General features: G+C 71.6%; 6 protein-coding genes and 1 pseudogene. 4 read left to right on the top strand and 3 right to left on the bottom strand.

Features of this window, described 5'->3' with window-relative positions; translation table 11 throughout:
* Positions 1-69: 69 nt before the first annotated feature.
* Positions 70-1,428: an MFS transporter gene (locus KGA66_RS14080; protein WP_211468544.1), complete on the bottom strand. Its 1,359-nt coding sequence runs from the start codon at positions 1,426-1,428 to the stop codon at positions 70-72.
* 564 nt (positions 1,429-1,992) lie between these two features.
* Between KGA66_RS14080 and KGA66_RS14075 the strand changes: the two genes are divergently transcribed.
* Positions 1,993-3,942: a RiPP maturation radical SAM C-methyltransferase gene (locus KGA66_RS14075; protein WP_211468543.1), complete on the top strand. Its 1,950-nt coding sequence runs from the start codon at positions 1,993-1,995 to the stop codon at positions 3,940-3,942.
* Here the strand turns inward: KGA66_RS14075 and KGA66_RS14070 are convergent.
* Positions 3,901-5,169: a helix-turn-helix domain-containing protein gene (locus KGA66_RS14070; RefSeq protein ID WP_211468542.1), complete on the bottom strand. Its 1,269-nt coding sequence runs from the start codon at positions 5,167-5,169 to the stop codon at positions 3,901-3,903. The two genes, KGA66_RS14075 and KGA66_RS14070, sit on opposite strands and share 42 nt — an antisense overlap.
* A 768-nt stretch (positions 5,170-5,937) precedes the next feature.
* On the opposite strand from KGA66_RS14070, the pseudogene KGA66_RS32090 reads away from it, so the two are divergent.
* Positions 5,938-6,132, top strand: a pseudogene (locus KGA66_RS32090) (dsRBD fold-containing protein); the annotation flags it as partial.
* On the opposite strand, the gene KGA66_RS14065 reads toward KGA66_RS32090, so the two are convergent.
* Entirely contained in the window at positions 6,060-6,896 is an 837-nt protein-coding gene (locus KGA66_RS14065; RefSeq protein WP_211468541.1) for a DsbA family protein, read from the bottom strand. The pseudogene KGA66_RS32090 and the gene KGA66_RS14065 overlap by 73 nt on opposite strands.
* Before the next feature lie 280 nt (positions 6,897-7,176).
* Between KGA66_RS14065 and KGA66_RS14060 the strand changes: the two genes are divergently transcribed.
* Together KGA66_RS14060 and gap are read left to right on the top strand one after the other, a co-directional pair.
* Positions 7,177-7,659 (top strand): hemerythrin domain-containing protein, encoded by a 483-nt coding sequence (locus KGA66_RS14060; RefSeq protein WP_369015871.1) that lies wholly within the window; start codon positions 7,177-7,179, stop codon positions 7,657-7,659.
* Positions 7,660-7,699: 40 nt separating this feature from the next.
* Positions 7,700-8,695 (top strand): type I glyceraldehyde-3-phosphate dehydrogenase, encoded by a 996-nt coding sequence (gap, locus tag KGA66_RS14055; protein ID WP_211468539.1) that lies wholly within the window; start codon positions 7,700-7,702, stop codon positions 8,693-8,695.
* Positions 8,696-8,728: the final 33 nt, after the last annotated feature.

The raw sequence follows: 8,728 nt of genomic DNA, 5'->3' as shown, positions 1-8,728 counted from the left end.
GGGCGGGGGGACTGGGCGAGGCCAGAGAAAAGGCGGGAGGAAAGCGCGTCTGCGTTCTGAGACGGACTCTCACTCGGCTGCGGCTGCGGCCGCGGCGTCGGCGTCGGCGTCGTCCACCGTCAGCTCCCGTACCTGCGCAACCGGGCTGTCGAGGATCCGCAGCGACTTGGTCACGTGCAGCGCCAGCGCCAGCGGCACCACCGCGATCAGCAGCGCGAGCACGCCCCCCGGAACGCCGAACAGCGCCGCGAGCAGGCCGGCGGCCAACGGGCCGGTCCACGACAGCGCCTGCGAGCCGAAGCGGGTGACCGCGGAGACCCGGCCCGAGTACGCGTCCGGCACCAGGCGCACCACGTACGTGTCCAGCACGACGTTCAACGGGACCATCGTGAACATCGCCACCAGTATCACCGCGCCGATCTGCCACGGCCGGGGAACCGCGGCGACCAAGACCAGGGAGACGGCGAAGGCCCATCCCGCCGCGTACATCAGGGTACGGGCACGTACCTTGCCCAGCAGCGCGGGAGCCGCCACCGCGCCGCCGATCCCGCCCACCAGTGCGATCGCGCTGGCCACGCCGACCGCGCTCGGGCCGCCGCCGCGGTAACGGATCAGCGCGATGAACAGCAGCGCGAAACTCTCCGCCGCCACGTTCAGCAGCGAGCCCCAGACGACCACGAAGCGCAGGAACGGCTCGCCGCGCACCAGCCGGATGCCGGCGGCGATGTCGCCGAACACGGACGCCGGCCGCTTGCCGTCCGCGCGGTCCGGGCCGAGCGGACGGCGGATCAGCGCCGCGCCGAGCGCGGCGAACAGGAACGAGACCGCGTCCACGAGGAACGGCACCCACCGGGCCGCCGAGAACAGCACGCCGCCCACCGGAGTGCCCAGCAGCTCCGCCGCCATGTCCCGGCCCATCGACTGCCCGGTCGCCGCGCCCAGCTGCTCCTTCGGCACGATGCGCCGCAGCGCCGGGCGATACGCCCCCTGTGCGAGACCCGAGGCCAGCCCGCTCAGGCAGGCCAGCGCGGCAAGCTGCGGGATGGAGATGTGGCCGCGGTGCGCGAGGACCGCGACGAGCGCGAGCGCCGCGCTCTGCACCAGCGGGCCGAGCACGAGCAGCGCCCTGCGCGAGATCCGGTCGGCCAGCGCTCCGCCCGGCAGCGTCGTGGCCAGCCGGCCGATCTGGTTGGCGGCGCCGATCGCCCCGGCCTTCGCCACCGAACCGGTGGAGAAGAGCACCAGCAGCGGGAAGGCGATGTTGGAGATGCTGGTGCCCAGGGCCGAGACCGAGTCGCCGGTCCACCAGCCCAGATAGTCGCGATTCGACCACAGCGACGGCGCTGCGGCCGCGGCCGGTGTGACCGCGGCCTGCTCGACCGCCGCCTCCTGTGCCTCCGACGCGCCCGCGGCGTTCGCAGTCGTCACCACAGTTCCCCTTAGCGTGCCCGGTGCGGACGAGAAGAGAGCGAGGGCGGCGGGCCGGCTCGCCGCGGGACACCGCGCCCGCCGCCCCACCACGTCGTCCAGCAGAATCGCAGCGCCCTCGCCCGGCGCACAAGGCAAGGCGCCCGGACGTCTTGCGTTGCCGGTCGACCGGCAATTCGCCGTACTTGCGCGACACTTCCGCCGCGCCCTACAGCAGACTCCTGAGCCGGGCAAGGCAACTGCGGCAAGTTGCCGGTCCGTGCGGCAACGCCGGCGCGCGGAAAAGCCCCTCGTTTCCGCTCCGGCTGCAATTTCCGGTCGCCGCCGCGGTATCAGTGGAAAGGTAAGCGGAAAGCCGCCGCTTCGCGCCGCCTAATCAGGCCACGCATCGGATACAGTGACGGCACTCGACCGCTTATTCGACGCGAACGAATTCGCGGTCCGGAACCACCCGGCGCGGCGCCCCGGCCGCGCGCTCTAAGCCAACATATCCGTGCCCTGGGCGCCGCCGGCCGCGCCGGCACCGAGCGGGTCCCGGGCTCACTGCGCGAGGAGACCGAGCCCGTGCGCGAACTCGTCCTTGTCACCATGCCCTTCGCCGACCGGTGCCGCCCCTCGTTCGCGCTCAGCCAACTGTCCGCGCTGGTGCGCCGCGACCTGGGCGAGCGCTACGACGTGCGGGTGCACTACCTCAACCACGACTTCGTGCGCTTCCTCGGCGCTGACCTCTACGACGCGGTGACCGAGGACCTGGCCGGGCACATCGCCGGCGTCGGCGACTGGTTCTTCCGCGCCGTCGCGTTCCCCGACGAGCCGGACAACGCGCAGGAGTACTTCGCGCGCTACTTCGCCGGCGCCGATCAGGCCGGCCTGCGCGACGCGCTGGAGCGCCGCCGCGAGCGGCTGTACGGGTTCTGTGAGGCCGTGTGCCACGAATACGGACTCGCCGACGCCGACGTGGTGGGCTTCAGCTCCATGTTCGCGCAGACCGTGCCGAGCCTGGCGATGGCGCAGATCATCAAGGAGCGCAACCCGGACGTGGTCACCGTCATGGGCGGGGCCAACTGCGAGGCGCCGATGGGGGCGACCCTGGCGGCGAACACCGAACCGGTGGACTTCTTCTTCTCCGGCCCCGCGCTGCGCACCTTCCCGCAGTTCCTGCGCGCCGTCGCGGACGAGGACCCCGAGAGCGCGCACGGCATCCGGGGCGTGGTCTCCCGGCGCAACTGCACCGACCCGAAGTACCGTTCGGCGATCGGCCCCGACCGGGACATCGACGACTACCTCGAACCCGACTACGAGCCCTTCATCGAGTCTTTCGACCGGATGGCCGCCGACACCGGGGAGCGGGACGGGCTCGCGCCGATCCTGTTCTTCGAGACCTCGCGCGGCTGCTGGTGGGGAGAGCGCGCGCACTGCACCTTCTGCGGCCTCAACGGCCAGAACATGGGCTATCGCGCCATGGCCCCCGAGCTGGCGGTGCGGCTGTTCGAGCGGCTCTTCGAACACGCGCCCTGGTGCACCCGGTTCACCTGCACCGACAACATCCTGCCGATGGAGTACCTGACCGAGGTCTTCCCGCGGCTCTCCCCGCCGGAAGGGGTCTCGGTCTTCTACGAGGTGAAGGTCGGTCTCGATCGCGAGGACATGAGCGTGCTGGCACGCGCGGGCGTCACCGAGATCCAGCCGGGCATCGAGGCGCTCAACACGCACACGCTCAAGCTGATGCGGAAGGGCACCTCGGTCTTCCAGAACGTCCAGCTGCTCAAGAACTGCGTGCGGTACGGCATCAACCCGTCCTGGAACCTGCTGATCGGCTTCCCGGGCGAACCGGAGTCCACGTATGAGAAATACGCGGCGGACCTCCCGCTGCTGCGGCACCTGCCGCCGCCCGACGGCTGCTTCCCGGTGCGGTTCGACCGTTACAGCCCCTACTTCAACGACGCCGAGCAGTACGGCCTCGACCTGCAACCCGTGGACCACTACCGGCTGACCTACCCGTTCCCGGCCGGTGACCTGGCCGACCTGGCGTACTACTTCGCCGACCGCAGCCTCGCCGACTACCAGGTCGCGGCCGCGCAGTGGAGCCGCAAGCTCGACGGGATGGTGCGCTCGTGGGCGCTGAACTGGTCTGCGCTGCCCGAGCAGCGCCCGGTGCTGACGGCGCAGTTCGACGCGGACGGCGCCCAGGTGCTGGACACGCGCAGCGGAGCCACGCGGAGCTACCGGCTCGACGCGGCCGAAGCGGCGGTGCTCGGGCACCTGGACCGGCCGAGCCGGCTCGACCGGCTCGGCGCGGAACTGCCGCAGGTGCCGGACCCGCTCGCCCGGGTGGCGGCGCTGCGGGAGCGGGGCCTGCTCATCGAGGAGGGCGGCCGGGCGATGAGCCTGGCGCTCTCGGACGGCGAGGCGGACCCGATGCCGCGACCGCGGCGCACCGTCGTAGGCGCCCGCAGAGCGCTGCCGCTCGTGTCAGACGTGCGCGGGCCGGCGCGGCCTGACGACCTGGAGTGAGCGCACGTATTCGCCGACGAAGCTGAGCAGCCGGTACTTGTACTGCGGGCCGCGACGCACCTGCACCAGCGACTCGTCGACCAGTTCGGACAGCTGGCCGACCAGGTCCGATGACGGGGTCGCGGCCCGGTGGCGCAGCTGTTCGAGGTCTTCGATGGTGAACGGCCCGGCGAAGCCGGCCAGCTCGTGCAGCAACGCCCGGTGATTCGGCGCCAGCAGTTCGTAACTCCAGCGCACGCTCTCCGCCAGCGTCGCCTGGTGCGGCAGCCCGGCGTGCGCGGCCCGGCCCAGCACCTGCGAGCCGGGCCCGTCCCGCAGCAGCGTGTCGAGCGACACCGAGCGCACCCGGTGCGCGGCCAGCTCGATCGCCAGCGGCATGCCGTCGAGCCGGCGGCACAACTCGGCGACCGCGGCCATCCGCCCACCGAGGTCGAGCGTCGGGCAGCTGGCCTGCGCCCGGCGCAGGAACAGCTCCACCGCCGGGGACGCCCTGCCCTCCTCGTTCGCGCCCAAGTCCAGCGGCCCGACCTCCCACACGTGCGCCGCGGCCAGCGGCAGCGGGCGGCGGGAGGTCACGATCAGGCGCAGGTGCGGGCAGTCGTCGAGCAACTGCTGCGCGACCTGGGTCAGCGCCGTGACGACGTGCTCGGCCGTGTCCACCAGCAGCAGCAGCCGCGGATCGGCCGGATCCGCCGCCGCGCGCAGCGCCGCGTTCAGCACCTCGCGTACCGCGTTCTCGTCCGTCGCGTGCTGCGGGCGCTGCGGGGCGAGCCGGCCGAGCTCCGCGATCGCGAAGCCGTCGCGCAGCGACGTGCGCAGTTGTGCGCCGGCGGCCGCGGCGAGCCTGGTCTTGCCGACCCCGCCCGGGCCGGTGAGCACCACGAGCCGGTGGTTGCGCACCGCGGCGGCCAGGTGCCGCAGATCCTCGGCCCTTCCCACGATCGCCTCGTTCGCGCCCTCCGCGGACCCTCCCGCGCGGGTGCGCCACGCGGGCGCCTGCGCGGCTGCGGGGACCGCGGCCGGCTGGCCTGAATACGAGGAAAGCGCCGAGGAGAACGCGTCGAGCAACAGTTCCACGGATGCCCGGCGTGGATTGCTGATATAGCCCCCCTCAAGATTCCTGATGGTCCTGACGCTTAAGTTGGAGCGTTCCGCGAGTTCCTCTTGGGTCCACCCGATGGCCTTGCGCTGGTCGATGAGGAATTGCCCGAAACCGCCACCGTCCACGCCGATGATCCCCCTCAGTTTCCTTACCGTGTTCTTCCGTGAGAGCGGCTCGCACACGGAATGCGAGCACGCGTTCGCATCGAACGGGAAGGGCCCGAACACTGATTCGGTACGCATGGTACGGGTTGTGCGGCCCGGTCGCGAGTGGCGCATAGGACTGATTTGAAAAAGAGTGAAACGCCGCCGAGCAGTGGCCTGTGGCCAGGGAGAATCCGTCCCGGTAACGTTGTAAGTGCTCGAATGTGTCTGTCGCGGCAGGTTCCTGATGAGAACGCGAAATCAGGCCACGAGCGCGATCCGGTCACGCGGGATCGTTCCCATAGCCTGAGTGTGGGACCGCCGGGTATGGCGGCGGTGAACAGGGACCTGCGACGCGCGGGCGCGCCGGGGCCAGTATGTAAGGCGCCCGTGTCCCGGCGCAACCACCGGACGGTGAATCGGCCCTTTCGGGCAGCCCTTTCCACGGCGCCAGGGAATTTCGGGCGCGCGCCGACACATTGCAAACCATTTCGGCATGTTCGCCTCCGCTCCCGGGTCCGCTCCCGCCTCCGCTCCCGGGTCTGCTTCCGGGGCCGGACCCGGCGCCGGTCGGCGGCGCGGCCCGCTCGTCCCGCGCCGTGCGGCCCGGTGGAATCGGGCCGCGGCGCCGCCGGTGGCGGGACCAATGACCCTGACCGGCGGCGCCGGGGCGTTGAAGAGTCGAGGTGAGTATCGAGGTCCGGGCGCCGCGACGGCGCGGTGCCGGCCGAGTCGAGGAGGCGGATCACGATGTTGCACACCGGAAAGTGGCACGCCGAGGTGTTCCTGTTCGAGCAGGAAGGGCAGACTCGCGCCGACGCGGTGCTGGACACGGGGGAGAACACGTTGCACGGCTATGGCATGGCCCGCCGTCACCCCGGCGAGACCGACGTGCCCGAGATCGGCGACGAACTGGCGGTGGGCCGGGCGCTGACGGATCTGGGCCGCAAGCTGATCGGCACCGCCACCGCGGACCTTGAGGACGTGGGTGTGGGACCGGTGCACCTGCGCGGCTGAGTCGTCACGCCGCCGGTACGTGCCCGCGTCACCAGATCGGCGAGCCGGCGGAGGGCTGCCGCCGCGGTGTGGACCGTGCCGTCGGCGTCGATGAGCACCGGAAGCCGCGGACGGCCGAGCGCGCACCACTCCTCACGCCAGGCGCGTAGTCGCAGCATCCCGGCGGTGGTCAGCGGGCCGCCGTCGGGTGCGATCGTGCCGCCAAGGCGCCGGGTGGCCCACGCCTGGTCGGGATCGCCGGTCATCGGCTGCGGCAGGCTCGAACAGCGGCGCGGGCCGACCGGCGCGCGCGGGTACATCACGTCCGTGATGATCCGCCGGACCGCGTAGGCACTGGTGAGGTCTTGCCGCCCGGTCCAGATCGCGCCGAAGAGACGCCGGCGGATCTCGTCCTGCACCCCGTCGGCGACGGCCTCCGCGTACGCCGCGACGGCCGCGCGCGTGTTCGTCGTGACCGGCGGGGGTGCCTGCGCCGGCAACTCGCCGGGCAGCGCGAGACGCGTCGCCTCGGCCAGTTCACGCGCCCGCCTCCCCTGGTCGGCCGGGGTGGCGGTGCCCAGCAGCGACAGCCCGCGCTCGTGTTCGACCGCCCGCCACCGCACCGGCACCGCGCGTTCCAACAGCTCGTCAATGCGTTGGCTCGCCAGATAGCACGCGGGGTCGTTGAAGTCCGCGTACACGATCAGTCCCATCGCTTGCCTCCGTCGGTCGGCAGTACCCTCGCCTAATTATTACGAATGGATCTGTGAAAAAAGAACGGACCTTCGTCCCGTGTCCGCGGTGCCGCTGCCGCGCGCCGGAGTCCGCGCCCGTGTCCCGTCGTGCCGAGGCCGATCCCGCGTCCGCGCGGGCCGTTCGCGCCGGCGCGCCGGGCCTTTCGCCCCTGACCGCGATTCCCCGCGCGGCGCAGCCTGATGGAAGAAGCGCAGCGCCGCGGAGGCGCGACGCTGCGGACACAGGCAGGAGGACGGTGTGTGCGAGTACTGCGGATGCCAGTCGGTGACCGCGATCGGCGACCTGACGCGTGAACACGACCTCGTGGTCGATGTGATCGGAGCGGCGCGCAGCGCCCATCTCGACGGCGACGTGGCCCGCATGGTGCAGGCGGCGCGGCAGATCGAGGCGCTGCTCGAACCGCACACCCGCGTGGAAGAGGACGGGTTGTTCCCGGCGCTCGCCGGCGAATTCCCCGAGCAGATCGAGTCCCTTGAGGCGGAACACCGGCTGATCGAGCCGGTACTGCGGGAGGCGGCGCACGGCGTACCCGCCGCGCCGGACTGGCCGCAGCGGCTGATGGCGGTGCTGGACGTGTTGCGCCACCACATCCTCAAGGAACAGGACGGCGTGTTCCCGGCGGCTCTGGCCAGCCTGAGCACCGAGGAATGGGAGCGCATCGACGCGGTGCGCGCCCGAGTGGGCACCGCGCTGCCAGGCGTGCACACCAGCGCCGGATGAAACACCGAAGCATGATCGCCGGTATGGCCAGGAGGAATTGATGAGAATCGCCGTCAACGGATTCGGCAGGATCGGCCGGGTCTTCACCCGCATCGCGCTGCAGCGCGGGCTCGAAGTGGTCGCGGTCAACGACATCACCGATGCCGCGACGCTCGCCCACCTGCTGGGGCACGACTCGACCTACGGCCGGCTGCGCGCCACCGTCGAGTACACCGACGAAGCGCTCATCGTCGACGGCCGCAAGATCGCCGTGACCGCGCAGCGCGAGCCCGAGACCCTGCCCTGGGGCGACCTGGGCGTGGACGTGGTGATCGAGTCGACCGGGAAGTTCCGCACCGGCGCCGCGGCCGGCGCCCACCTGAAGGCCGGCGCCCGCAAGGTCCTGATCTCCGCCCCGGCCAAGGGCGCGGTCGACCTGACCGTCGTCATGGGTGTGAACCAGACCGAGTACGACCCCGCACACCACCACGTGATCTCCAACGCCTCGTGCACCACCAACTGCGCCGCGCCGATGGTCGACGTCCTGCAACGCCACTTCGGCATCGTCGAGGGCTTCCTGACCACGATCCACGGCTACACCAACGACCAGCAGCTGCTCGACGGCCCGCACAAGGACCTGCGCCGGGCCCGCTCGGCGGCGCTCAACATCATTCCGACCAGCACCGGCGCCGCGAAGGCCATCGGCCTGGTCATTCCGCAGACCGCCGGTCTGCTCGACGGCATCGCGGTGCGCGTGCCGGTGCCGACCGGGTCGCTGGTCGACCTCGCCGCCCAGCTGGTCACCCCGGCCACCCCGCAGGAGATCAACGCGGCCTTCGAGCAAGAGGCCGGCGAGCGGCTGCGCGGCATCCTGCGCGTCTCCGAGGAGCCGCTGGTCTCCACGGACATCATCGGCGACTCGGCCTCCTGCGTGCTCGACAAGGCGCTGACCCAGTCGCACGGCGGCCTGGCGAAGGTCTTCGGCTGGTACGACAACGAGTGGGGCTACACCGAGCGGCTGGCGGACCTCGCCGAATACGTGGGCGCGAGGCTGTAGCCGTCCGCCATGGCGTGGCGCGAGAGAAGAGGC

It is taken from the genome of Actinocrinis puniceicyclus (assembly GCF_018283645.1).
Classification (GTDB): Bacteria; Actinomycetota; Actinomycetes; order Streptomycetales; family Catenulisporaceae; genus Actinocrinis; species Actinocrinis puniceicyclus.
The sequence above is the reverse complement of the archived record's forward strand: the minus strand, read 5'-3'. Positions and strand labels throughout refer to the sequence as shown.